The organism is Micromonospora sp. NPDC047134 (assembly GCF_040643455.1).
Classification (GTDB): Bacteria; Actinomycetota; Actinomycetes; order Mycobacteriales; family Micromonosporaceae; genus Micromonospora.
Genome location: NZ_JBEYUI010000025.1, coordinates 14,837 through 38,399, shown reverse-complemented (window position 1 = coordinate 38,399; position 23,563 = coordinate 14,837). Strand labels below are relative to the sequence as shown.

Annotated in this window: 22 protein-coding genes; 11 read left to right on the top strand and 11 right to left on the bottom strand. The window is 72.2% G+C overall.

Annotated features, from left to right (window positions below; translation table 11 throughout):
• The first annotated feature begins 29 nt into the window (after positions 1-29).
• From ABZ795_RS24380 to ABZ795_RS24355, 6 genes are all read left to right on the top strand, one after another.
• The gene (locus ABZ795_RS24380; protein WP_357532002.1) at positions 30-944 is read left to right on the top strand and encodes a bile acid:sodium symporter family protein; all 915 of its coding nucleotides are present in this window, start codon (positions 30-32) and stop codon (positions 942-944) included.
• Between the two features lie 153 nt (positions 945-1,097).
• On the top strand, positions 1,098-2,474 hold the full coding sequence (locus ABZ795_RS24375; RefSeq protein WP_357532001.1) for an FAD-dependent oxidoreductase: 1,377 nt from the start codon (positions 1,098-1,100) through the stop codon (positions 2,472-2,474).
• A gap of 83 nt (positions 2,475-2,557) precedes the next feature.
• Positions 2,558-2,878, top strand: coding sequence for a multidrug efflux SMR transporter (locus tag ABZ795_RS24370; RefSeq protein WP_327026970.1), 321 nt, complete (start codon positions 2,558-2,560; stop codon positions 2,876-2,878).
• Between the two features lie 117 nt (positions 2,879-2,995).
• Entirely contained in the window at positions 2,996-3,910 is a 915-nt protein-coding gene (locus ABZ795_RS24365; RefSeq protein WP_357532000.1) for a cation diffusion facilitator family transporter, read from the top strand.
• A 94-nt stretch (positions 3,911-4,004) separates the two neighbouring features.
• Positions 4,005-4,661, top strand: coding sequence for a thioredoxin domain-containing protein (locus ABZ795_RS24360; RefSeq protein ID WP_357531999.1), 657 nt, complete (start codon positions 4,005-4,007; stop codon positions 4,659-4,661).
• Between the two features lie 8 nt (positions 4,662-4,669).
• Positions 4,670-5,275 (top strand): vitamin K epoxide reductase family protein, encoded by a 606-nt coding sequence (locus tag ABZ795_RS24355; RefSeq protein WP_357532038.1) that lies wholly within the window; start codon positions 4,670-4,672, stop codon positions 5,273-5,275.
• Positions 5,276-5,315: 40 nt separating this feature from the next.
• On the opposite strand, the gene ABZ795_RS24350 is transcribed toward ABZ795_RS24355, so the two are convergent.
• From ABZ795_RS24350 to ABZ795_RS24320, 7 genes are all read right to left on the bottom strand, one after another.
• On the bottom strand, positions 5,316-5,921 hold the full coding sequence (locus ABZ795_RS24350; RefSeq protein WP_357531998.1) for a DedA family protein: 606 nt from the start codon (positions 5,919-5,921) through the stop codon (positions 5,316-5,318).
• 130 nt (positions 5,922-6,051) lie between these two features.
• A complete protein-coding gene (locus ABZ795_RS24345; protein WP_327026965.1) occupies positions 6,052-6,432 on the bottom strand; it encodes a YccF domain-containing protein in 381 nt (126 codons plus the stop codon).
• A 100-nt stretch (positions 6,433-6,532) separates the two neighbouring features.
• On the bottom strand, positions 6,533-8,629 hold the full coding sequence (locus ABZ795_RS24340) for a cellulase family glycosylhydrolase (protein WP_357531997.1): 2,097 nt from the start codon (positions 8,627-8,629) through the stop codon (positions 6,533-6,535).
• Positions 8,630-8,799: 170 nt separating this feature from the next.
• Positions 8,800-9,333 carry a hypothetical protein gene (locus ABZ795_RS24335; RefSeq protein ID WP_327026962.1) on the bottom strand — a complete coding sequence of 178 codons (534 nt, stop codon included), beginning with the start codon at positions 9,331-9,333 and terminating at the stop codon, positions 8,800-8,802.
• 22 nt (positions 9,334-9,355) lie between these two features.
• Positions 9,356-9,868: a hypothetical protein gene (locus ABZ795_RS24330; RefSeq protein WP_357531996.1), complete on the bottom strand. Its 513-nt coding sequence runs from the start codon at positions 9,866-9,868 to the stop codon at positions 9,356-9,358.
• 112 nt (positions 9,869-9,980) lie between these two features.
• The gene (locus ABZ795_RS24325; RefSeq protein WP_357531995.1) at positions 9,981-12,746 is read right to left on the bottom strand and encodes an AAA family ATPase; all 2,766 of its coding nucleotides are present in this window, start codon (positions 12,744-12,746) and stop codon (positions 9,981-9,983) included.
• 109 nt (positions 12,747-12,855) lie between these two features.
• Complete coding sequence (locus tag ABZ795_RS24320; protein ID WP_357531994.1) at positions 12,856-14,505, bottom strand: hypothetical protein; 1,650 nt, start codon at positions 14,503-14,505, stop codon at positions 12,856-12,858.
• Between the two features lie 235 nt (positions 14,506-14,740).
• Here ABZ795_RS24320 and ABZ795_RS24315 point away from each other — a divergent pair, with 235 nt between their 5' ends.
• Genes ABZ795_RS24315 through ABZ795_RS24300 form a run of 4 tightly spaced genes read left to right on the top strand, consistent with a single transcriptional unit; the run spans position 14,741 to position 19,640 of the window.
• On the top strand, positions 14,741-15,574 hold the full coding sequence (locus tag ABZ795_RS24315; RefSeq protein ID WP_357531993.1) for an ABC transporter ATP-binding protein: 834 nt from the start codon (positions 14,741-14,743) through the stop codon (positions 15,572-15,574).
• Between the two features lie 33 nt (positions 15,575-15,607).
• Positions 15,608-16,594, top strand: coding sequence for an iron-siderophore ABC transporter substrate-binding protein (locus ABZ795_RS24310; RefSeq protein WP_357531992.1), 987 nt, complete (start codon positions 15,608-15,610; stop codon positions 16,592-16,594).
• Positions 16,591-18,699 carry an iron ABC transporter permease gene (locus ABZ795_RS24305; RefSeq protein ID WP_357531991.1) on the top strand — a complete coding sequence of 703 codons (2,109 nt, stop codon included), beginning with the start codon at positions 16,591-16,593 and terminating at the stop codon, positions 18,697-18,699. The genes ABZ795_RS24310 and ABZ795_RS24305 overlap by 4 nt, the downstream gene beginning before the upstream one ends.
• A 32-nt stretch (positions 18,700-18,731) precedes the next feature.
• The gene (locus ABZ795_RS24300; protein WP_357531990.1) at positions 18,732-19,640 is read left to right on the top strand and encodes a siderophore-interacting protein; all 909 of its coding nucleotides are present in this window, start codon (positions 18,732-18,734) and stop codon (positions 19,638-19,640) included.
• A 152-nt stretch (positions 19,641-19,792) separates the two neighbouring features.
• Here the strand turns inward: ABZ795_RS24300 and ABZ795_RS24295 are convergent, their stop codons facing one another.
• On the bottom strand, positions 19,793-20,308 hold the full coding sequence (locus ABZ795_RS24295; protein WP_327026954.1) for a 2'-5' RNA ligase family protein: 516 nt from the start codon (positions 20,306-20,308) through the stop codon (positions 19,793-19,795).
• 31 nt (positions 20,309-20,339) lie between these two features.
• The gene (locus tag ABZ795_RS24290) at positions 20,340-21,386 is read right to left on the bottom strand and encodes an NAD(P)-dependent alcohol dehydrogenase (protein WP_357531989.1); all 1,047 of its coding nucleotides are present in this window, start codon (positions 21,384-21,386) and stop codon (positions 20,340-20,342) included.
• 103 nt (positions 21,387-21,489) lie between these two features.
• Between ABZ795_RS24290 and ABZ795_RS24285 the strand changes: the two genes are divergently transcribed.
• Complete coding sequence (locus ABZ795_RS24285) at positions 21,490-22,395, top strand: DUF72 domain-containing protein (protein WP_357531988.1); 906 nt, start codon at positions 21,490-21,492, stop codon at positions 22,393-22,395.
• A 17-nt stretch (positions 22,396-22,412) separates the two neighbouring features.
• Here the strand turns inward: ABZ795_RS24285 and ABZ795_RS24280 are convergent, their stop codons facing one another.
• Together ABZ795_RS24280 and ABZ795_RS24275 are read right to left on the bottom strand one after the other, a co-directional pair.
• Positions 22,413-22,793: a hypothetical protein gene (locus ABZ795_RS24280; protein WP_327026951.1), complete on the bottom strand. Its 381-nt coding sequence runs from the start codon at positions 22,791-22,793 to the stop codon at positions 22,413-22,415.
• A gap of 92 nt (positions 22,794-22,885) precedes the next feature.
• A complete protein-coding gene (locus ABZ795_RS24275; protein ID WP_327026950.1) occupies positions 22,886-23,515 on the bottom strand; it encodes a hypothetical protein in 630 nt (209 codons plus the stop codon).
• Between the last annotated feature and the right edge of the window lie 48 nt (positions 23,516-23,563).

Below are 23,563 nucleotides of genomic sequence, written 5' to 3'. Positions count from 1 at the left end.
GCGTTACCGGGTGGTAACGATGTTGTGTCATGGACTCCCCCCTGACCTTGATCGGACTACCCATCGCCCTCGGCGTCATCATGCTCGGTCTGGGTCTCGGCCTGACCGTCGCCGATTTCCGCCGGGTGGCCCACCATCCCAAGGCCGCCGTGATCGCACTGGCCTGCCAGGTGCTGCTGCTACCGGCGCTCTGCTTCGGTCTGGTGCTCGCCTTCGGCCTGCCGCCGGAACTGGCCGTCGGGATGATGCTGCTAGCGGCATCTCCCGGCGGCACCACGGCCAACCTCTACAGTCACCTCTTCGGCGGGCACGTGGCGCTCAACATCACCCTCACCGCCATCAACTCGGTGCTCGCCGTGTTCACCCTGCCGATCGTGGTCAACCTCTCGGCGGCGTACTTCCTCGCTGACGGGCGCAGCATCGGTCTCCAGTTCGACAAGGTGCTCCAGGTCTTCGCCGTCGTGCTCGTACCGGTCATCCTCGGCATGCTGGTCCGGGCCTGGGTGCCCCGCCTGGCCGCGAGCCTGAACCGGCCGGTGCGGATCCTGTCGGTGGTCGTACTCGTGGCGGTGATCGCCGGTACCGTGATCGGCGACCGGGAGAACCTGGCCGACTACTTCGTCTCGGTCGGTCTCGCCGTGCTCGCGTTCAACCTGCTGAGCCTCGCGATCGGGTACGGCGTACCCCGACTGGCCGGGGTGGACCGCGATGCGGCCAAGGCGGCCGGATTCGAGATCGGCATCCACAACAGCACCCTGGCCATCACGATCGCACTCAGCCCGGCCCTGCTGGACAGCAGCCGGATGGCGGTCCCGGCGGCCGTCTACGCCCTTGTCATGTTCTTCACCGCGGCTGCCTTCGGCTACCTGGTCAACCGGCTGGGCCCCCGCACCACCACCGCCCCGGGCGACACCACCCTCCATCCAGGAGGCCGAGTGTCGTGACCCGGACACCCGGCGGCGGGTCGGACGCCAGGCCCCGGCTGTGCAACGATCGATGAGCGCCATGCCGACCCGCCCGCCCGCCGGCCGGTCGCCGTGCCGGCACCACGGCAGGCGTACGGGGTGGGCGGCACCTCGTACCCCCTTGGAGAGCCCATGTCCCTCTCTGCGGCTCAGGTCTTCGCGGCGTTGAACGCGGTGCGGCCCCCCGACGAGCCGTCACCGTTCATCGACAAGGCCGTCGTGCTCGGTGGCAGTGTCGCCGGCCTGCTGGCCGCGCGGGTGCTGGCCGACCACGCGGCCGGCGTCGTCGTCATCGACCGGGACGACCTGCACCTCCCGGGCCCCCGGCCCGGGGTTCCGCAGGGCACCCAACTGCACGCCCTGCTGCCGGGCGGCTTCCTGCACCTGGAACGACTCTTCCCCGGGTTTCGTCGGCTGGCCCTGGCCCAGGGGGCGATCGAGGCGCCCCCTGCGGCCCGACGCACCTACCTGGACGGGCGGCTGAAGGTCGTCGTACCGGACGACGCCGACAGCCTGGCCGGCAGCCGCCCCCTGCTGGAGGGGCTGATCCGGCAGCAGGTGCTGCGGCTGCCCAACGTCAAGACGGTCACCGCACGGGCGACCGGTCTGCTGATCGAGGGGGACCGCGCCACTGGAGTCCAGTACGAGGTCGGCGGTCGGCCCGGGGTGGAGCAGGCGGATCTGGTGGTGGACGCCATGGGCCGGTCCAGTCGGCTCTCCGACTGGCTGGAGCAGGCCGGGTGGGAGCGGCCCGCGATGCGCCGGATGAACGTGCAGCTCAACTACGCCACCGTCGTGTTCCGGCGTCGACAGGACGATCCGGAGCACACCGTCGTGATGGCCCTGAACAGCTATCGGAGGTCGCCGGAGGTGGCGGGGGCGGCCTTCTTCGCCATCGAGGAGGGCCGGTGGATGGCGATGATGGCCGGCTACGCGGACAATCGTCCGGGCCGTACCCCGGAGGACTTCCTGCGTCGGCTGCGCGAGCAGTTCCCACCGGAGTTCCGCGAGGTCGCCGACAGTGAACTGCTCGGCGAGGTGCAGACCTACCGCCACGGCGACAGCCGACGGCGGGACTTCCACACCCTGCGCCGCTTTCCCGCCGGGCTGGTCCCGGTCGGTGACGCGGTAGCCTCCTTCAACCCGGTGTACGGGCAGGGCATCACGGCCGCGGCCCTGCACGCCGCCTGCCTGTCGACCTACCTGCGGCCCGGGCCGGATCTGCGCCAGCCGGCCCGGGAGTTCCTGGCCCTGCAACAGGTGGTGGTCGACGCCGCCTGGTCGATGTCCACCTCCGCTGATCTGGCCCTGCCGCATGTCGACGGCCCCTACCCCCGGGGCTACCGGCTCTCCAGTTGGGTCAGCCGGCAGATCGTCAACGCCACCATCACGGATATCGCCACCGCCCGCCGGTTCAACGAGGTGGTGTCCATGCGTGAGCATCCGGACTCGCTGGCCACCCCCGGGGTCATCCTGGGTGCCCTGCGGGCGAACCTGCGAGCCCGGTGACCAGGGCACCCCTCTGGTGATCGCGTCGCCGGACCGGCAGAGTGACCTGGGTCGACTGATCACAAGAGGAACCGGGGTGCATGGTGGCGTACGTCTTCCTGCTGCTGGCTATCGCCGCCGAGGTCACCGGCACGAGCCTGCTCAAGGCCACGGAGGGGTTCACCCGGCTGTGGCCGACCGTGGGGCTGGCCGTGTCCTACCTGACGGCGTTCGCCCTGCTCGCCCAGGCGGTCAAGGGCATCGAGGTCGGGGTCGCGTACGCCCTCTGGTCCGGCCTGGGCACCGCGGCGATCGTGGCCATCGGCGCGACCGTGCTGGGGGAGCCCCTGACGGTCACCAAGGTGGTCGGGGTGGGTCTGATCATCGCCGGGGTGGTCCTGCTCAACCTGCGCGGCGCGCACTGACCTGCGGTCCGGCCTTTCTGCCGAAACGGCGGTGGAGCAGCCGGTCGACCACTAGAGTTGCACTTATTGCTATGCCCGCATATGTTGATCGCCGTCGGCGGGGCGGGAGGGCGCACGATGGGTGCCGGACATGACCACGGCCAGCAGGTGCTGCGCGCGGGGGAGAAGCACCGTGGGCGGTTGTGGGCGGCTTTCGCCCTGCTGGCCGTCTTCATGGTGGTGGAGGCGATCGGGGCCTGGGTGACCGGCTCCCTGGCGCTGCTGTCGGACGCCGGGCACATGTTCACCGACGTGCTCGGCATCGGCATGGCCCTGGCGGCGATCACGGCGGCCAGCCGGGGATCCCGGGACGGCCAACGCACCTTCGGCCTGTACCGGATGGAGGTGCTGGCGGCGCTGGCGAATGCGGTGCTGCTGTTCGGGGTCGCCGTCTACGTCGTGGTGGAGGCGGTACGCCGGTTCGAGGAACCACCGCAGGTGCTGGTCGGCCCCATGCTGACCGTGGCCGTGGCGGGTCTGCTGGCCAACATCGTGGCCTTCCTGCTGCTGCGTTCCGGCTCCAAGGAGAGCCTGAACGTACGCGGGGCCTACCTGGAGGTCCTCGGCGACCTGCTCGCCTCGGTCGGGGTGATCGTCGCCGCCGTGGTGATCGCGCTGACCGACTGGTGGTACGCCGACCCCATCATCGCCGTGGCGGTGGGGGTGTTCATCCTGCCCCGCACCCTCAAGCTGGGGCGGGCCGCCCTGCGGGTGCTCGTGCAGGCCGCCCCGCCGCACCTGGACATCACCGAGGTACGGACCGAACTGCGCGGGGTGGAGGGCGTAGCCGACGTGCACGACCTGCACGTGTGGACCCTGACCTCGGGCATGGAGGTGGCCTCGGCGCACCTGAAACTGACGGCCGGGGCCGACCTGGGCCAGGTGCTCAGCACGGCCCGGCAGGTGCTGCACGACCGCTTCGAGATCGAGCACGCCACCCTCCAGGTGGAGCCCCAGGGCGCCGAGGACGTGTGTCACGGCGCGCACTGGTGAGACCGGGCTCGCGGTGGTTGCGCGGGCTTTCAGCTAGCTGTCAGGAAACCGGGCCAGCATGGGGCGCGTCCCCACACGGAAGGCTGGCAGCGGCATGACGAGGAACACCCGACTGACCCTGGCGATGATCCTGCTGGTCATCCTGGTCATGATCGTTGGGATCGCCGTCAACCGGAACATCGGCCGACCCGCCGCCAGTGGCGCACCGGTCGACGAGGCCGTACTGGTCCGCGACGACAGCCACCGGCTCAGCACGGCACCCGACGGCAAGGTCACCCTCGTGGAGTTCCTCGACTTCGAGTGCGAGGCGTGCCGGGCGGTCCACCCGTCGATCACCGAGATCCTGGACACCTACCAGGACCGGATCACCTTCGTGGTGCGGTACTTCCCGATCTCCAGCCACCCCAACGCCGAACTGGCCGCCCGCGCCGCCCAGGCCGCCGCCGAGCAGGGCCGCTTCCCGCAGATGTACGCCGCGTTGTTCGACAACCAGGAGCAGTGGGGACACCAGAACACCCCGCAGACCGACCGGTTCGTCGGGTACGCCCGCGATCTCGGCCTGGATGTGGACCGCTTCCGGCAGGACCTGGAGGCCCCGGCCACCGCCCAACGGGTGGCTGCGGACCGGGCCGACGGTGAGACCGTGGGGGTGCGGGGCACGCCTACCTTCTTCCTCAACGGCCGGGAGTTGACCGGGGTCCGGACCCAGTCGGACATGATCGCCGCCATCGACGCCGCCCTGGCCGGATGAGCGCGACGATGGCCCGCCGGGCGGCGGCTACGGCGCGGCACCGCAATTTCCTGGCCCGGGTCACCGCCTGGGTGCTGACCCTGGGCGGCGGCATCGGCCTGCTGGCCGCCGGCACCCTGACGGTCGAGAAGATCAACCTGCTGGCGGACGCCGACTACGTGCCGACCTGCAGCATCAACCCGATCCTGTCCTGCGGGTCGGTGATGACCACCCCCCAGGCCGCCGCCTTCGGCATCCCGAACCCCCTGCTCGGCATCGCCGGCTTCGCGGTGGTGACCACCCTGGGGGTTCTGCTGCTGGCCCGGGTGCGGCTGCCCGGCTGGTGCTGGCTGGGTCTCCAGGTCGGGGCCACCTTCGGGGTGGTCTTCGTGCACTGGCTGATCTACCAGAGCCTCTACGTCATCTCGGCGCTGTGCCCGTACTGCATGGTGGTCTGGGTGGTCACCATCGCGATCTTCCTCTACACCACCCTGCGCAACCTGGGGGCGGTCGCGCCGGCGTCCCCACTGGCCCGGTTGGCCGGTTACCACAGCCTCATCCTGGTCGTCTGGTACCTGGTGATCATGCTGGCCATCCTGGTCCGGTTCTGGGACTACTGGTCCACCCTCTGGTGAGCCCGCCCGCCGGCACCGGTGTCCGTCGGCCGGGTCCGGGTCAGTGGGCCCTGCGGTGGCGCCGCCAGGAGCCCAGCAGGGCCAGCACCACGATCAAGGCCAGCAGGGTGTACGTGCCGATGCCCAGCTCCCGCTCCAGGTAGCGGTAGGAGGCCGAACCCAGGTAGCCGAGGGTGGAAACGGCCGCCGCCCAGAGCAGCCCGCCGGTGAGGTTGGCCCAGCCGAAGATGCGCCGGGGCATTCCACTGGCACCGCTGACCAGGGGCATCAGCACCCGCAGCACGGCCACCCAACGGCCGATCACCACCGCGACCGCCCCTCGGCGGGCCACCAGGCGTCGGGCCCGGTCCAGGTCCAGGCGGCGACGGAGCAGGGCCGGCGCGTGGGCCAGCACCCCCGGCCCGTAACGGCGACCCACCAGGTAGCCGACCTGGTCGCCGAGGCAGGCCCCGACCGTCGCGGCGATGATCACCGCCCACAACGGCAGCCCACCCAGGTGGGCCACCACCCCGCCGACCAGGACGACGGCCTCACCGGGCACGAACAACCCCAGCAGGGTCGAGGACTCCAGGGCCGGCAACAGGAACACCAGGGCCAGTACGAGCAGCGGAGGCAGCGCGGCGAGCACGGCCAGGATGCGGTCCATCCGCTGATTCTGGCGGCGGGTACGTCCGGAAATCCCCTGCTCTACGGGGTTGGTAGCACGATCCGGTGGCCGCTGGGCTGCCCGCCGCCGGCCACCGGCCCGGCGTGGTCCGCCGGGCCGGTGGCGTGACTCAGGGGGCGGGGACGACCTCCTGGCCCAGCGGCCAGACGGCGGCCGGGACGAGCTTGAAGTTGGCCACCCCGAAGGGGATGCCGATGATGGTCAGGCAGAGGCTGACCCCGGCGACGATGTGGGACAGGGCCAGCCACCAGCCGGCGAGGACCACCCAGATGACGTTGGCGACGCCGGAGGCGACCCCGACTCCGGGCTTGGGGACCAGGGTGCGCCCGAAGGGCCACAGCGAGTACGACGCCAGCCGCAGCGAGGCCACCCCGAAGGGGATGGTGACGACGAGGACGAAACAGATCAGAGCGGCGATGCCGTAGCCGATCGCCAGCACGAGCCCGCCGCCGAAGATGAGCCAGAGCACGTTCAGTACGAATCGGATCATGAACCAATGATGACCGGTGCGCGCCACCGGCCACCGGCGGGGAGGCCGGTGGCCGGTGTGGGCCGGCGAGGGGGAAGGCCGGCCGGTTACGCGCGGTCGGTCAGCCGGTCTGGCCGGTGACGTTGCCGCCGGACTTCGTGACCCGGTAGGTCACCTGGGCACCGCTCCAGAAGTGGAAGGTGAGGGTGACCGGGCTGCCGTCGCGTACCTCACCGAAGAAGGTGTCGGTGAGGGTGATCCGGTTGCCGGTGTAGTCGGGGGCGAAGGTGACGTCGAACTCCTTGAACGACGTCCAGTCGTGCGGGCCGGCGTTGCTGCCGTCGGCGTACCGCGCCTCCATGGTGGCCAACTGGTCGCCCCGGAACTGGGTGGGAATGGCGAAGGCGGCCGTCGTCCCGGTGGCGTTGGACAGCACCGGCGGGTCGTAGCTGATCACGTCGATCCGCCACGGCACGCCGCCCGAGAACCGGGCCTGGAGGGTGGCGTTGACGCCGTACGCCCGGTTGCCGACCAGCCGGGTCACCGCGCTGGCGGTCAGCGTCAACTGGTTGCCGGAGACGGTGTAGTCCGTGCCCCGGACCAGTTCGGTGCTGCCCTGACGCAGACCGGAGAAGGTGGTGCCGTTGAGGTTCAGGGTCAGGGTCTTGGCGGTGATCGAGCCGGTACGCGGCACGTACACCTGGTCGGAGGAGGCGGTGCCGGAGCGGGTCGTCCAGCTCGACTTGATCTGGTTGATCAGCTCGGCGTCCCGCCAGGCGAAGGTGGTCCGGTTGAAGTGCTGACCGTTGTCCCACAGTTGGGTGGTCAGTTGGCGGTGCCGGGCGTAGTACCCGAAGTACTCGAAGAACTTCAGCTTCTCGCCCTGCTGGATGGTGCCGGTGTGCCGGTCGAAGCCGAGCAGCCCGTACTCGCCGATGATCACCGGGATGCCCCGGGCGACGAAGGCGTTGTAGACCCGGTCGAAGGCGTCCACCAGGTCCTGCTGGGTGGTGGCGTCGAAGCGGGTGCCACCGGCGACGTTCACGCTGAAGGGCCAGTAGCCGTAGAAGTGCACCGTGGCGATCAGGTTGCGGTCGCCCAGCTGGTTGAGGGTCGTGGTCAGCTCGTTGATCCGGGCCTGCTCGGAGGAGGTGTGCAGGGTCGGCAGGACCAGCATCCGGGTGGCGTTGTTGCCGCCGGAGGCCCGGACGATCCGGTGGAAGTTGACATTCAGCTCGTGCAGCAGTTGCGCGTTCTGGGCGTCACCGGAGCTGTTGGCGAACTGCGGCTCGTTGACGCTCTCGAAGTGCAGCCTGGGTGAGGCGTCCCGGAAGGCCGCCGCGATCTGGGTCCAGAGCGCGTTGTAGCGGTTGAGCACGGTCGTCCGGTTGCTCGGCATCTCGTGGATCCACTGCCACGAGTCGTGATGCAGGTTGATCATCACGTAGAAGCCGTCGTCCAGGGCCCAGCCGACGACCTCCTTGATCCGGTTCAGCCAGGCCGCGTCGATGGTGTACGACGGGGCCGGACCGTGGCGGTTGCTCCAGGTGACCGGGATCCGGATGCTGTTGAACCCCTGGGCCCGGATGGCGTCCAACTGGGCCGCGGTGACCCGCGGGTTGCCCCAGGCGGTCTCGTCGGCGCCGACGGAGTCGAAGGTGTTGCCCAGGTTCCAGCCCGGCTGCATCGCGGCCACGTAGGCCATCGCGTCACCGGTCGGCGGCGGGGTGGTCGGGGGAGGGCTGGTCGGCGGCGGGGTGGTGGGGGGCGGGGTGGTCGGGCCCACGCTGCCGGTGCAGGTGACCCCGTTGAGGGCGAACGAGGTGGGGGCGGTGTTGCTGCCGGACCACGAGCCGTTGAAGCCGAAGGACACCGTCTGGTTGGTGCCCAGCGCGGCGTTGTAGCCGACATTGGTGGCGGTGACGTCGTTGCCGCTGGAGGTGACGGTGGCGTTCCACGCCTGGGTCACCCGTTGCCCGGAGGGGAAGGTCCAGGTCAGTCGCCAGCCGTTGAGCGGGTCGCCGAGGTTGGTCAGGTCGACGTTAGCGGTGAAGCCGCCCGGCCACTGGCTCGGCGCGGAGTACACCACTTTGCAGCCGGCCGCCGCCTGGGCGGCACCCGTGCCGACCAGCCCGATCCCGGCCAGCAGGGTGGCGACTCCGACGCCGACCACCCCCAGTCGCCATCGTGTCCTTCGTGGTGTGCGCAGCCCAGCCATGGCGCTCCTCGCGTGGTGATGGTGTCGGGTGGCTGGCCGCCTGTCGCCGGACCGCCGGCAACCTCCGGCCGGCTCGCACAATAAGTTGGGATCATGAACTTTGTCAATCGACACACCACGATGTTAGGGGCTGCTGTGCAGGTGATACCGAGGTCGCCGCCGGGTTGGGGTCAGAGCCGTCCGGCCACCGTCCGCGCCAGCTCGGTCAGCCGCTTGTTGTACTCCTCCGGTTCATCCGTACGGACCAGCCGGATGGCCACCCAGACTCCGGAGACGTTGACGAAGACGTTCCAGTCCTCCAGGTACGCCTCGTCACCGATGCCGGACAGGGTCTCGAACTCATGATCGAGGTCGCGGTCGATGTCCAGCATCTTCTTGGCCCCGTCCCCGACATGCACCTCCACCTGCGCCACCGGCCCGGAGACCGGCCCGGTGAACCAGCAGCTCTCCCCGCTGGGCAGCGGGTCGTCCAGGGGGGTACCGGCCACCTTCTCGGCATCCTGCTTGGAGACCAGGGCGCAGGCGTCCACCGGGGTGGCCGCGGGCGGCTCGGGTGCCTCGGTGACCTCGGTCGGCGCCACCGGTTCCGAGGGCGGCGCCGGTGCCGGCGGCGCCGCTGCGGGCTCCGCTCCGCCACAGGCGGCCAGGGTGGCCAGGGCGGTGGCCGTCACGGCGAGTCGAGCGACGGTGGTCAGGTGGCGCACGGTGTCTCCTTCGTCGAGGGTTTCAGCGCGGCAGGGCGTCGACCAGCTCGCGCATCACCTGGGCGTATCCGTCCGGCTGGGCGCCGAGACGCGCGAAGCTGCTCAATGTCACGGTGAAACTGCCCGCGCCGTTGATCACCACCGCTTCCGCCTCGATGTCCTTGACCGCCAGGTAGCCCTTGTCCCCGACACCGAGGTCGGTCACCGACCGGTAGGTCTGGTCGGCCTGCTGGCGCTGGTAGTCGTAGGTCATCTCCCCAGCCTCCCGGGAGGCCGTGGTCACGGTGAGCAGCGCGATCCCGTCGCCGAAGCTGCAGTTGCCCTGGTCGTTGAGTTGCTGGCCGACGATCTCGGCGATCTGCTCGGCGGTGAAGGGGCAGGCCGGGCGGACGGACCCGCCGCCGTCGACCGGCAGGTCGAGGTCGGCGTCCGAGCCGGCGTCCGGACCGGCGGCCGGTGTCGTCGGCTCGCTGTCGCCGCAGCCGGTCAGTGCCAGGGCCGCCGCCAGCACCACCGGCAGGATCAGTCGTCGCACCTGTCTGCTCTCCTACTCCAGCCCGGCCGGCAGCGCTGGGCACCAGCGCCACTGACGGTCGGGGTGACCTTGACGGTACGGCCGTGACCAGGCGAAGGAATCCGGTGTTTCCCTAGCCTTTGTGGCCCAGCGTCGCCCCGGGGAGGTCGACCCCGGCCAGCGCCGCGTTGAGTTCGGCCCGCCGGGAGATGCCCAGCTTGCGGTAGACCCGGGAGAGGTTCGTCTCCACCGTCTTGGGGCTGACGAACAACTCGTCGGCGATGGCCCGACTGGTCCGTCCCAGGGCGGCCAGCCGGGCCACCCGTTCCTCCGTGGCGGTCAACCCCGAGGGTGCCGGAGGCCGGCCGCCCAACCGGGCCGCCTCCGCCCGCGCCCGGGCGGCGAAGGCCGCCGCACCCAGCGCCTCGAACTCGCCCGCCGCCGCCGCCAGGGCCTCCCGGGCCGGGCGCTTGCGACGCTGTCGCCGGTGCACGATGCCGACCACCAGCAGGCAGCGGGCCCGGTCCAGCGGCAGGACCTCCGGTGCCACCGCGGCGCGGGCGGCGACCAGGTCGTCCAGGGCAGCCGAGGGGTCCCCACCGGCGGCGCTGTCCAGCAGGACACGACTGCGTGCCAGGCCCAGCAGGGTCCAGGGCCGGGGCAGGCGGCGGTGCCGTTCGGTCAGCCGGTGCAGGGCGGCGCGGGCGGTGGCCAGGTCACCGGCGGCCACACATGCCTCGATCCAGTCCGGTTCGAAGCGCTGCGCCAGGGGCTCGGTAAGGCCCATCTGGTCCACCGTGGCGGCCAGCCGACCGTACCCGGCCGCCGCCTCGGCGACCCGCCCGGCGCAGAGCGCGACGAAGGCAGCCAGTTGCAGGTGGATGCGGCGGCACCAGTCGTCGTCGAGTTCCTCGCCCAGCCGCAGGCCCGCCTCGGCCACCCGTCCCGCCGCCTCCAGCCGTCCCCGCAGGGCGTCCAGCAGGCCGGTCAGCCAGATCTCCGCGGTCAACTCGGTGCCCAGCAGCTCACCGAGGTCTCGGGCCGCCGCGATGTGCCGCTCGGCCAGCGCCCACCGCCCGGCCAGCAACTCCGTCTCACCGAGATGCTTGAGCAGTTCGTACTGGGAGGGTTCGTCGCCGCGCGCCGCCGCCCGGTCCAGCAGCCGGGTCAGCCGCTCACGCGCCCGGTCGGGTTCGTCGATCCCCTTCCACCAGATCGCCGGGATCGTACCGGCCAGCCAGGAGGGTTCGGCCCCCTCCATGCCCAGGGCCCGGTCCAGCAGTTCGGTGCGGGGTGGCTCGCCGGCGCGTACCTCGCTGAAGAACAGGTGCAGCAGGGCCGCGGCCAGCAGCTCCCGGTCGCCACCCGGGCCGGTGAGCAGGGCGATGGCCGCCTCCGCGTGAGTCCGCGCCGGGTCCGGCAGGTCGACGAAGAGGGCCAGGTGGGCGTGGATCCGCCCGGCCAGGGGGGAACCGGGCTGGGTGGCGGCCAGGGCCCGTCCGGCGGCCGCCAGGGCGGTGCCGCCCGGCTCGTCCGCGCTCCAGGCGACCACCGCGCGCAACAGCAGCGCCTCGGCCCGCAGGTGGCCGGTGAACCCGGCGGCCACCTGTTCGGCGGCCATCCGTGCCCCCGGGTGATCGCCGCAGTCGAACCGGCACCGGGCCGCCGCCAGCAGCCGCTGCCCCAGGGTAGGGCGGTCCTCGGCCGGGGTTAGTCGGGCAGCCGCCTCGTAGAGGTTCGCCGCCGCCTCCGGTGCACCCCGGGTGTGGCGGCGTACGGCGGCAGCGGCCAGGGCGTCGGCGACCACCGGATCGGCCGTGGTGGTGCAGGCGGCCAGCTGACGCACCCGTTCGTCGGGGTCCGCCACCGCCTCGGCCAGCCTGCGGTGCAGCCCTCGCCGTACCCCCGGCGGGATGCCGGCCCGTACCGCCGCCGCGTAGACCGGGTGGGCGAACTGCACCCGGGTCGGGGTCACCATCAGCAGTCCGGCCTCCTCGGCGGGATCGAAGGCGCGCGGGCCGACCCCGGCCGCCGTCAGGTCCCGCAGCAGGGGCACCCCGAGCAGCGCCGCCAGCCGTACGGCGTTGCGGCACCGGATCGGCAGCCCGGCCAGCACCTCCGCCAGGAGTTGGTGGATGGAGGAGGCCACCGGCAGCTCCTGGGCCGGCTCCGGTGGCTTCGGCAGCCGCTGCACCGCCCGGGCCACCTCGATGGCCACCAGCGGATTGCCGCTGGACTCCCGGGCGATGCGGGCCAGCAGGGGACGGTCCAGGACGGCACCGACCCGCTCCCGCAGGACGTGGTGCAGCGCGTGCACACCCAACGGGGTCAACGCCAGCCGGGTCGGTGCGGTGGCTCCCGCGTCGAGCCCCAGTGGGGTGGCCGGCACGGTGGGCCCGCTGGCGCTGCGGCTGCTGACCAGTGTGGCCAGTCCGGGGCCTACCCGGCGCAGGGCGAACCGCAGGGCACGCTCACTCGGCCGATCCAGCCAGGGTGCGTCGTCCACGGCCAGCAGCACCGGCCGCCCCGAGGCGAGCGCCGCCTCCAACAGCGACCGGGTGGCCGCCCCGATCACCCGTTCGTCGATCGTCTCGTCGCTGTCGCCGGTGACCAGCACCGTCTCGGCCGCTACCCGCTGCGGGCGCGGCAGGTCCGCCGCCAGGCCCGCCAGGGGACGCAGCAGGTCGGCCAGGGCGGCGAAGGGGAGGTCGGCCTCGCATTCGGTCGGCGCGCAGGACAGCACCCACCAACCCGCCTGGGTGGCCTCGGCCACCAGGGCCCGCAGCAGGGCCGTCTTACCGATCCCGGCCGGCCCCTCCAGCAGCACCTGCCCGGCCCCGCCCAGCGCGTGCCAGGCCTGGTCGAACACCTCGTCCCGGCCCACGAGCGCACGCCGCATGGGGCGATTCTGGCACCGCTGGGGGTCCCCGACCATCCTGCGGACGCCTGACGCGCCGGGCACGTTCAGCGCCCCGCGCTCCACAGTGGTACGCGGGGCGCCCTCCCGGTCAGGGGGTCGAGGGCTCCGGCTTCCGGTCGGTCGGGGCCTCGTACTGGCCCTTGTCCTGGCCCTCCGGCTGCCCGGCGAACCAGTTGATGCCGGGGGGTCCGCCGGCCGCCAGCGCCGCCTCGGCCCGCGCCAGGGCGTTCTGCGGAAGCGCCACGGTCGGCCCGAGGTACGACTGGTCCTCGGCAGCCGGTTCGCCGCCTGCCGGTGCCTTGGGGCTGACCGTCGGGGCCTCGACGGCGGCGTCACCCTCGGCCGCCTCCGGCTCATCGCGCTCGGCGGTCGTACCCTGGCTCACCGGCTCGGCCTCCGCCGCCCGGGTGGGCGGGCGTTGCACGGAGCGGGCCCCGACCATCGGATACTCGGCGGTCTCCCCACCCCCGGCCGCGGCGGCCATCACGGCCGCAGCTGCCAGGTCGGCGACCCGCTTGGCCTCCCGTTGCACCCGGGCCCGGGTCTCCTTGGCGTGCCGCTCGGCCGCCTCGACGGCCCGGCGTACCTCGTCCAGTCGCCGGCTCTCCGCCGTCAGATCCCGGACGGTCTCCTCCAACTGCTGGCGCATCCGGGACAGCTCGGCGTCGGTGACCTCCCGGTCCCGCTGGATCTCCGCCAGCTGCCGCCGGGCGGTCTCCAACTCCTCCTGTACGCCGGCCAGGGCGTCCTGCTGCTCGCCGATCTGCAACTGGACGGCGTGCAGTTGCTCCTCGGCGACGGCGGCCTGCTCGTCGCTGTGTCGGCGTACCTCGGCGGCCTGCTCGTCGGCGCGTTTGCGGATCTCCGCGGAGTACTGCTGGGCGTCCGCGATCATCGAGCTGACCCGCTGCTCGGCGGCGGTGCGCTGGGCGGCCAACTCGCGTTCCGCCGCGGCCCGCTGCTCGGCCAGATCCTCCTCGGCGGTGGCCCGCCGCTCGGCCAACTCCTCCTCGACGGCGGTCCGTCGCTGGGCCAGTTCCTGCTGGCTCTTGGACCGGGCCGCCTGGATCTCCTGGTGGATCTGGGTACGCGCGGAGGAGGTCAGCGCCTCCGCCGCCGCCCGGGCCTGCTCGACCTGTTGGCGGCACTGCTCGCCGATGCGCTGGGCCTCCTGCTGGGCCCGCTCGTGGGCGGCCTCACCCTCGGCGCGCAGCCGGTCGGCCCGCTCCCGGGTCTCCGCCAACTCGGCCTCGGCCGTGGCCCGCAGTTCCTCGTACTTCTTGTCGTGCTCGGCGCGGCGGGCGGCCAACTCCTCCTCGAGGTCGGCCAGCGACTTGACGGTGCGCTCCCGGGCGTTGGCCAGGGTCTTCTCCGCCTCCGCCTGGAGCTTGTTGGCCCGCTGGGTGTGCGTGTCGATGATCGCCGCGGCCTGCTTCTCCGCCAGGTCCAGGATCTGGCCGACCATCGGGCCGACATCCTGGAAGGTCGCCTTGTCCAGTTGCGCCGGTCGTTGCCGCAGCTCGGCCACCTCGGCCTGGGCGGCCTGGAGCTTGGCGGTCAGCTCCCGGGTCCGGCCCAGGGCCCGGTCCCGTTCGGCCGAGACCGTGCTGAGTTGACCGTCCAATTGCTCCACATAGCGGTCGACCTGCTTTCTCTCGTAACCGCGCAGGGTCACCTCGAAGGTCGGCCGGGAGGCCAGGTCGTCGCGGACTGCGTACGGCTCCTCGCCGATGGACATGCCTCATCCTCCGTACGAACGCGGGTCGGCGCACCGGCGACCCGGCGGCGATGACGCGCAACGCTACCGCCGCTCGCACCGGTCTGTCGTCCCCCACCCCGACACCTTCTCGTGTTCTCCGCGAGCCGGTTCGCGGGTGGGGTGGCATCGAGGCGGGGGCTGCCCGGTCGGGGGCGGGCGGAGGTGAGGAGGACCCACATCTTGACCCGAAGTTAGGTTAGGTTAACCTAAGCGTATGTCGAGCGTACTGGCGTCGAACGACGCTGAGCAGCGCCTTCGTGGCGTCGACCTCTGCCTGGGTTATCACCGTAAGGCAGTGGTCCACGGCGCCTCGATCGCCCTGCCTGCCGGTAGGGTGACCGCCCTGGTCGGGCCGAACGGCAGCGGCAAATCCACCCTCCTGCGGGCGCTGGCCCGGCTGCACCCGATCGACACCGGGGCGGTGTTCTGCGCCGACGGGGTCGCCGCGGCCAGCCTGCCGGCCAAGGAATTCGCCCGCCGGGTCACCCTGCTGGCGCAGAGTCGACCGGTGCCCAACGGGGTCACCGTCCGGGACGTGGTCGGCTACGGCCGCCACCCCTACCGGGGCCGCTGGCGCAACGAGGACCCCGAGGGCCCGGCCGCGATCGCCCGCGCGATGGCGGTCACCGGGGTGGCCGCGATGGCCGACCGGCCCGTGGACGAACTCTCCGGCGGCGAACTCCAGCGGGTCTGGCTGGCCACCTGCCTGGCCCAGGACACCACGGTACTGCTGCTCGACGAGCCCACCACCTTCCTGGACCTGCGCTATCAGGTCGAGATCCTCGACCTGATGCGCGACCTGGCCGACGAACACCACGTCGCGGTCGGGGTGGTGCTGCACGACCTCAACCAGGCCGCCGCGGTGGCCGACGAGGTGGTCCTGCTGCACAACGGCCGCATCCGCGCCGCCGGTACTCCGGAGCAGGTCTTCACCGAGACGGACCTGACCGAGACCTACGGCATCCGCATCGAGGTCAGCACCGATCCACTCACCGGTCTGGTGACCACCCGCCCCGTGGGGCGGCACCTGACCCGTATCCCGGTCTGAACCCGGACCGGTCCGGCAACGAGAAAGAACATCATGTCCCGTACCCGTGTCACCGCCCTGGTCGCCGCCGCCGCTACCGCGCTGCTGCTGACCGCCTGCGGCACCACCGAGAACACCGCCGAGCCCACCCCCTCCGCCTCCGCCGCCGGCGGACCGGTCACCGTGACCGACAGCCGGGGTAAGGAGATCAAGCTCGACAGCCCCGCCACCAAGGTCGTCGGCCTGGAGTGGGGCGAGGTCGAGATGCTGGTCAGCCTCGGCGTCATGCCGGTCGGGGTCGCCGACCCCAAGGGGTACGCCACCTGGGTGACCGCCGCCAAGCTCGACCCCGCGGTCAAGGATGTCGGCACCCGTGGCGAACCCAGTGTCGACTCGATCGTCGCCCTCGCCCCCGACCTCGTGGTCGTCTCGGACGGTCGCGGCGCCGCCCTGCTGGACCAGCTGGAGAAGTACGTCCCCGTGCTGGTGACCAAGAGCAGCGACGCCACCGACAACGTGGGCCGGATGCGCGCCGACCTCAACATGATCGCCAAGGCGGTCGGCAAGACCGCCGAGGCGGAGAAGTTGCTGGCCGACTTCGACGCCGCCCTGGCCGACGGCAAGAAGAAGATCGCCGAGGCCGGTGCCGCCGGTAAGCCGTTCGCCATCGCCGACGGCTGGAAGGAAGGCAGCACCGTCAGCATCCGGATGTTCGGCCAGGGTGCCTTCGTCTCCCAGCTCGGCATCCAGCTCGGCCTCACCAACGCCTGGACCGGCAAGGTCGACGAGGTGTGGGGCCTGGGCCAGACCGACGTCGAGGGCCTGACCGGGCTCAAGAGCCCGGACCTGCACTTCTTCTACAACGCCTCGGACGGCACGGACGTCTTCGCCGAGGGCCTGGCCGACAACGCCATCTGGAAGTCGCTGCCCTTCGTCCAGCAGGGCAACCTGCACCGGATGCCGGACGGCATCTGGACCTTCGGCGGGCCGCTCTCCGCCAAGCAGTACATCGACCAGTTCGTCAGCACCTACGCGGTGTGACCGGGCTGTCCGCGCCCGCGCGTCCGGAGCCGGCCCTCGGGTCGGCTCCGGCCGGACGCACCTCCGCTTCCCGCATCGTCGGGGCCTTCATCGCGGCCACCGCGCTGGCCCTGGTGGTCGCCGTCGTGCACCTCACCCAGGGCACCTCCGCTGTGGGCGCGCTCGACCTGCTGCGACTGCTCACCGGCGGTGACGACGAGACCGTCCGGGTGCTCGTCGCCTCCCGGGTGCCCCGGTTGCTCGCCGGGCTGGCCATCGGGGTCGCCCTCGGCTTCGCCGGAGCGGCCCTCCAGTCCATCGCCCGCAACCCGCTGGCCTCCCCGGACACCCTGGCCGTCAACGCCGGTGCCCACCTGGCCATCGTGTCGGTCGCCGCCTTCGGCATCGCGTTGCCCGCCTTGCCGGCCGGTGGACTGGCCTTCTGCGGCGGCCTGGCGGCGGCCGGACTGGTGATGGCGATGTCCTCCGGCGGGCAGGCCGGCACCACCCGGCTGATCCTGGCCGGTTCGGCCACCGGGCTGGCGCTCAGCTCGGTGAGCATGCTGCTGCTCCTGCTCTTCGAGCAGGCCACCATCGGCCTGTTCGCCTGGGGCAACGGGTCCCTGGTGCAGAGCGACCTGAACGCCCTGACCCAGCTGGCCCCGGTCATCGGCCTGTCCATCGTGGCGCTGATGCTGCTCGGTCACCGCCTGGACATCCTGGCCCTCGGCGACGACACCGCCGCCGTGCTCGGCCTCGACGTACGGCGTACCCGGCTGATCGTCACCGTGCTGGCCGTGCTGCTCTCCGCCGCGGCGGTCACCCTCACCGGTCCGGTCGGGTTCGTCGGCCTCTGCGCGCCGGTGATCGTCCGACTGCTCGGCCCGCTGGTGCCCGGAGTGCACCGCCACCGGGTGCTGCTACCCCTCTCCGGCCTGGCCGGGGTGATCATCGTGCTCGGCTCGGACGTGCTGCTCCGGGCGGTCATGGGCGCCCAGGCCGGGGTCGACATCCCCACCGGGGTGGTCACCACCCTGCTCGGTGCGGCCGTACTGATCTGGCTGGCCCGGCGACACCGCGACGCCGGACCCACCCGCCGACCCCCGGGCGGTCACGCCGCCGTACGCTCGGCCGCCTTCCACCGCACCGTCGTCGGGGTGACCGCCACGGTCGTCACCGTGGCGGTGCTGGTCGGGATGCTGGCCGGGGACACCTGGGTGCTCCTCGGTGACCTGGTCAACTGGGTCAACGGCAGCACCGGCCCGGCGTACACCTTCGTGCTGGACCAGCGATGGCCCCGAGTCGCCGCCGCCATGCTGGCCGGCGCGGCCCTGGCGGTGGCCGGTACCACAGTGCAGGCGGTCTGCCGCAACCCGCTGGCCGAGCCCGGCATCCTCGGCATCACCGCCGGGGCCGGACTGGGCGCCGTATCGCTGATCACCTTCGTGCCGCTGGCCAGTGTGTGGGCCGTCTCCGGGATGGCCGGGCTCGGCGCGATGCTCGCCTTCGCCCTGGTCTACGGCGTGGCCTGGAAAGGTGGACTCAGCTCCGACCGGCTGGTGCTGATCGGATTCGGGGCCTGGCAGGGCGGCATGGCGTTGATCACCTTCCTGATCGTCGCCCACGACCCCTGGAACACCGGCAAGGCGTTGACCTGGATGTCCGGCTCCACCTACGGCCGCACCGCCACCCAGGTGCTGCCGGTGGCGATCGCCCTGCTGGTGCTCACCCCGGCCGTGCTGGCCGCCCGCCGCGAACTGGACCTGATGGCGTTGGACGACGACACCCCCCGGGTGCTCGGAGTCCGGCTGGAACGCACCCGGCTGGTGGCCCTGGCCGCTGCGGCGCTGCTCACCTCCACCGCGGTCTCCGCCGTCGGGGTGATCGGCTTCGTCGGGCTGGTCGCCCCCCACGCCGCCCGCGCCCTGGTCGGCGGCCGACACAGCCGGGTGCTCCCGGTCGCCGCCCTGCTGGGTGCGGCCCTGGTCAGCCTCGCCGACACCCTGGGCCGCACGGTGATCGCCCCGGCCCAGATCCCGGCCGGGCTGGTCACCGCCCTGATCGGTACCCCGTACTTCGTCTGGCTGCTGTGGCGCTCGCGCGCCTCGGCCGCGCAGTCCCGGTAGCCCCTCCCGTGGCCCGTACCAAGGAAGGCAGCATGACCAACACCCTGCCCGTCGCGCCGTGGCGGTTGTTCTCCGTCGAGATCCGCGCGGTACGCCGGCTCAGCCCCTCCTTCGTCCGGGTCACCTTCACCGGCCCGGACCTGGACCGCTTCGCCGACAACGGCTACGACCAGCGGATCAAGCTGGCCCTGCCGCTGCCCGGCCAGCGGACGGTCGACCTGCCCCAGGGCCCCGACTGGTACGCCCAGTGGCGGGCCCTGCCGGAGCACCTACGCAATCCGATCCGCACCTACACCGCCCGAGCGGTCCGCCCGCACCTGCACGAACTCGATGTGGACCTGGTGCTGCACGGCGACGGCGGCCCGGCCAGCCGGTGGGCCCAGCAGGTCCGCCCCGGCGACGAGATCGCCATCGCCGGCCCGGACGCCGGCTACGAGGGCGACCACGGTGGGCGCGAGTTCCGCCCGCCGTCGACCGGGTGTCTGCTGCTGGCCGGGGACGAGACCGCCGTCCCGGCGATCAGCGGCATCTGCGAGCGGCTGCCCCTGGACGCCCGGGGCCGGGTGCTGCTGGAGGTCCCCCACGCGGCGGACGTCCTGCCGCTGGACACGCCCCCCGGCGTAGAGGTGACCTGGCTGCCCCGCGAGGGCGGACGCTACGGGGACCGACTGATCGGCGCCGTAGCCGAGGCGGCCCGGGACCTGCTGGCCGTAGCGCCGCCCGCCGGCCCCGGCCCTTCGATGGAGGAGACGGAGGTGGAGGCGATCCTCTGGGACATACCCGAGGTCCCGCCGACGGCCCCCTGCTACGCCTGGCTGGCCGGGGAGGCAGGCGTCATCCGCACCCTGCGCCGCCACCTGGTCACCGACTGCGCCCTGGACCGCCGCGCCGTCGCCTTCATGGGCTACTGGCGCCACGGCCACCCCGACCCCACCTCCTGATCCCTTCCGCCCTCCCACCCCTTCTATCCCCGGCGATCTTGCACTTTTGGTCGCTGATTCGTCCGCTATGTGCGGTATGCGGGGGCAGAAAGTGCAAGATCGCCGGGGAGGGGCGGCGGGGGAGAGGGGCGGCGGGGAGAGGGCGGGGGATGTTAGGGGAGGGGGTGGGAGATGTTGCGGGCGTGGTCGGTCAGGGCGGCGCTGGTGATGGTGGCTTCCAGGGGGAGGATCTCCAGGCAGCGGCGGATGGCCGGGGTCAACAGGGTGTTCGGTACCCGCATGGACAGGGTGCAGTGCGGGATCCAGTTGCCCGGGCGGTAGTGCTCGGTCAGGGGGATGCCGGCGGCGGTCAGCCGGTCGTGCACCCGCCGATGGTGCTCCAGCAGCTCCACGGTGGGCGCCAGGCCCAGCCAGAGCACCCGGCCGACGAACTGGCCGACGTACTGGAAGGACAGCCGCAGGGGCGCGGCCACGGTCGTACCCTCCAACGCCGCCGCCACCCGCTGCGGGTCGAAACGCGGTGCCACCGCCAGCGACACGTGCGGCCGGTGCCGCTGCTCCAGCAGCGAACGCAGGCTCTGCACGCCCTCGGCCTCCAGAGCGTCCCAGAGGACCCGGATGCGGCGGGTGGCGACGGTGTCCAGATAGAGCTCCAACGCGGCGACCACATGATCACTCTAGGGGCCGCCGCGTCGGTGGTCACGGCACGATCACGGCCCGGCCCTCCAGGGTGCCGTCCTGCATCTGCCGGTACGCGGTCATCGCCTGATCCAGTTTGAAGGTGGTCGTCTTCGGCCGCAGCAGCCCACGGGCACCCAGGTCCAGCACCTCGACCAGCTCCGGTCGGCTGCCCCAGTAGGTGGTCTGGATGCTGACCTCGTACGGCACGGAGAAGAAGCTCACCGGCAGGGTCCCGCCGCCGATGCCGACGATGGTCAGGTCCCCCACGGTACGCGCGGCGGCGGCCCCCATCTTCAGGGTGGGGTCCGCGCCGACGAAGTCCAGCACGACGTCCGCACCCCGGCCCCCGGTGGCCGAACGGATCTCCTCGACGGTCCGCTCACCCGAACGCAGCGTCAGGTCGGCACCACACTCCTCGGCCAGCCGCAACGCCTCGTCCCGGGTGTCCACCGCGATGATCCGGGCCGCGGTGGTGGCCTTGAGGATCTGCACCCCCACATGCCCCAGCCCACCCACGCCGATCACCACGGCGGTGCTGCCGGGCGGCAGCTTCGACCAGGACCGGCGGATCGCGTGGTACGGGGTAAGCCCCGCGTCGGTCAGCGGTGCCGCCTGCACCGGATCCAGCCCGTCGGGCAGCGGCACCACCAGCCGGGCGTCCGGCACCAGCTCGTAGTCGGCCATCCCGCCGTCCAGACCGAGACCGCCCCCACCGCCGGGAATCGGCGCGGCGGCCGGATTCTCGCAGTAGTTCTCGGCGCCGAGCCGGCAGCGGGGGCAGACCCCACAACCCCACGGCCCGTACACGGCGACCGGTTGGCCCAACTCCAGTGCGGTCACCCCGGAACCGAGGGCGTGCACCCAACCGGCGTTCTCGTGCCCCAGGGTGAACGGCGGGTTCCAGGGCAGACTGCCCGCCTCGAAGTCGTGCATCAGGTGCAGGTCGGAGTGGCAGGCACCGGCAGCGCCGATCTTCACCACCACCTGACCGGGGCCGGGTGTCGGCTCATCCACCTCGACCAGTTCCGGGTCCGTCTTCCATGCAGGCAGCCGTAGCGCACGCATCCTTGCCTCCTTGTCCGCTGTAGCCAACGCCTCGGCTGCCCGGTGAGGATCGATTCAAACCCAGCGGTTGCCGATCGCACCGGGTAGCGGTGCACTGAATTACATGAGTGTCATCAAGGTGGGCACGTCCTCATGGGCCGATCAGACCCTGGTACGGTCCGGCTGGTACCCACGGGCGGCGAACACCCCGGCCGGTCGGCTCGACTACTACGCCGGCAAGTTCCCCCTGGTCGAGGTGGACACCTCGTACTACGCCGTGCCGACGCCGGAGACCACCCAGGGCTGGGTAGCGGCCACCGGGGACGACTTCACCTTCAACGTCAAGGCGTACCGCCTCTTCACCGGTCACCCGACCCCGGTCGCCACCCTCCCCGCCGACCTGCGCCCCAGCGGCGGCCCGGCCCGGATCCGCCGCCGGGATCTGCCACCGGCGGCGTACGACGAGCTGTGGCGCCGGTTCCGGGCGGCGCTGGAGCCGATCGCGGCGGCCGACCGGCTCGGCGCGGTGCTGTTGCAGTTCCCGCCGTGGCTGGCCCGCGGCGAGGCGGCCCGGCACCGGATCGCCGAACTGGCCGAACGCTGCCGACCCTGGCGGGTGGCCGTCGAGTTGCGACACGGCTCCTGGTTCGACGGCACCGCGGCGCTGGAGACCCTGGCCTTCCTCCGCGAGCACGGGCTGACCAACTGCGCCGTGGACATGCCGCAGGGCCACCCCGAGTCCGTGCCACCGATCCTGATCGCCACCGCCGACCTGGCGATGGTACGGATGCACGGGCACAGCACCGCCTGGGCCGGCGGCGACAAGGAGGAGCGCTTCCGGTACGCCTACGCGGACCGGGAACTGCGCATCTGGTCGGAGTTGCTGACCGAACTCGCCGGGCAGGCCGACGAACTGCATGTGCTGTTCAACAACTGCTGCGCCGGGCAGGCCCAGCGCGACGCCGAGCGGCTGGCCGGTCTGCTCGCCGCGGGGCGGGTAGCAGCCGGAGCCGAACGGTCGTCGCGCTGAGCCGGGTGCCCAGGTGCTCAGCGGCGCCAGGACACCCCCTCCGGTCGCGTACCGGTCGCCTCCTCCAGCGCGTTGTCCGGCAGGTCCTCGCCGACGACCTCGTCGGGAAACGAGCGGCGTGACGGCGCCGGATCGGGGGGCGCCCCCGGCCCGGCGGCCGGCGTCCGGGTCGGCTCCACCGACCCGAACCCGTGCCGGCCGGCGCTCGGCCGTCCACTCGGTGTCTCGCCTGCTCGCCGTTGCCCACGCCGGCCCTCCGGCACAGCGGTCTCCTCGCTGCCCTCGTCCCCCGGCGAGTCCTCGCCGAGACCCCACGGGGGGTCGGCGTCGAAGCCGCCCGTGGTCCCCCAGGGCTCGACCCCCTCGGGCCCCCGGTCCTGCCTGTGCCTGTCCGTCATGACCGGCTCCCTCCCTCGGCCGCGGCGATCCGGGCGCCGCCCTCGGGCCCGGTGGCCCGCACGTCGCCGTTCACCGCCGGGCCGGCGGCCACTCAGTGGCCGTTGTGGCTCATCGCCTTGGACATCTGCATCAGCCCGCCGCCCTTGGCCATCGCCTTCGGCGACTGCATCAGGCCGTTGGCCCGGCCGAGCACCCCGCGCAGGACCTGCCCGGGTTTCTGCTGCTCACCCATGTACGCGGTGACCACGATCAGCGCGCCGGTGAGCGCCGGAATGGTCCACTGGAGCAGCTTGAGCTGCCGCTGACAGGCGGCCACGTTCTGCGGGGTCTGCTGGTTCGGCTCGGTCACCCCGGCCACGCTGGGCCCGCCCGCCCGGGCCAGGCGGTTGCCGAGCATCCGGCTGTACCCGGTCACCGCCAGGGCGCTGAGGGTCAGGGCGGTCTTCAGGGTGCTCACCCGCCCGACACCCCGCTGGGCGGCCATCCGAGGGCTCTCGGTGACCAGTTCACCTACCGCCCCGGCCAGGTGGGCGCCGATGGCGGCGGCGTTGACCGGGGTCCACCGGGACCACCCGGCCGAAGCCACCGGCAGCCGCTGGGTCGAGTCGCCGACCTGGGCCGCAGCGCCGTTGACGCCGAAGGCTCCCATCAGGGAGCCACCGAACCAGGCCGCCAGGCCCAGGTCGTGCATGGATCGAAGAGCGGTGTGTGTGTCCGACATGTTTGTCCCCCTCAAGCCGTTTTCGAGCGCTGCGGCTTACCCGCCCTG